The organism is Dellaglioa sp. CoH-56-MRSF-11 (assembly GCF_056782135.1).
In genome coordinates, this window is sequence record NZ_JBXAYE010000104.1 from 1 (window position 1) to 275 (window position 275).

Genomic DNA, 275 nt, shown 5'->3' on the forward strand with positions numbered 1-275 from the left:
TACTTGTATACAGTTGGTGACAAAGTAGTAGCGTTCGATCATGAGCCATTCTACGTCGGAAAGGGCAAAGGTCGTCGTATGTATCAACATCTGGAGGGCTGTAACCGACGTGGCACGCATCGGAAGGTTCAAAAGATAAACGCCATTGAGCGCGCTGGTTATGCCCCTATCGTACGTCAGCTTTCCAAGGAAGAGCCCGAGGCTACGGCATTGGCTAAGGAGATTCTGCTTATCGCGGCGGTCGGCCGCGCCGATCTTAAAAGTGGGCCACTAAC

The 275-nt window shown here is 52.4% G+C and carries 1 protein-coding gene; it reads left to right on the plus strand.

Annotated elements, in window-relative coordinates:
• On the plus strand, positions 1–275 hold a 275-nt coding region (locus AC1RPT_RS08020), incomplete at both ends, for an LEM-3-like GIY-YIG domain-containing protein (RefSeq protein WP_481763026.1).